Source organism: Mesorhizobium sp. M8A.F.Ca.ET.161.01.1.1, from assembly GCF_004792105.1.
GTDB lineage: Bacteria > Pseudomonadota > Alphaproteobacteria > Rhizobiales > Rhizobiaceae > Mesorhizobium.
Genome location: NZ_SRTD01000233.1, coordinates 1 through 343, shown reverse-complemented (window position 1 = coordinate 343; position 343 = coordinate 1). Strand labels below are relative to the sequence as shown.

Genomic DNA, 343 nt, shown 5'->3' with positions numbered 1-343 from the left:
TTCCAAGTCTGCCGTTACTCCAACCTCCAGCAGGCCCAGGGTCTGCGCATACCTGACAGCCCGGAATGATGGATCCACGCCGACGAACTGGATATCGTCGCGGAGACCGCGATCCCGAAAGAAAGCGCGATGCTCTAACTCCTGTCGTCCCGAGAGCGATCCTCCGGATTTCAGATAGGCAGCATACAAATCGTCGAGATCGAGATCGGTGCGCAGTAAAGCAGCGTTGATGCCATAGGAGCAACCGACGTCGATTATTTTCAAACTAGTCTTGTTTCGAACACGTCGATACTCGGCGAATATCATTTCAAAGCCCGGTTTGGCCCGATCTGAAATCACATAA

The 343-nt window shown here is 52.8% G+C and carries 1 pseudogene; it reads right to left on the bottom strand.

From position 1 onward, the window contains the following. A pseudogene (locus EN804_RS35480) lies at positions 1-343 on the bottom strand (hypothetical protein); the annotation flags it as partial.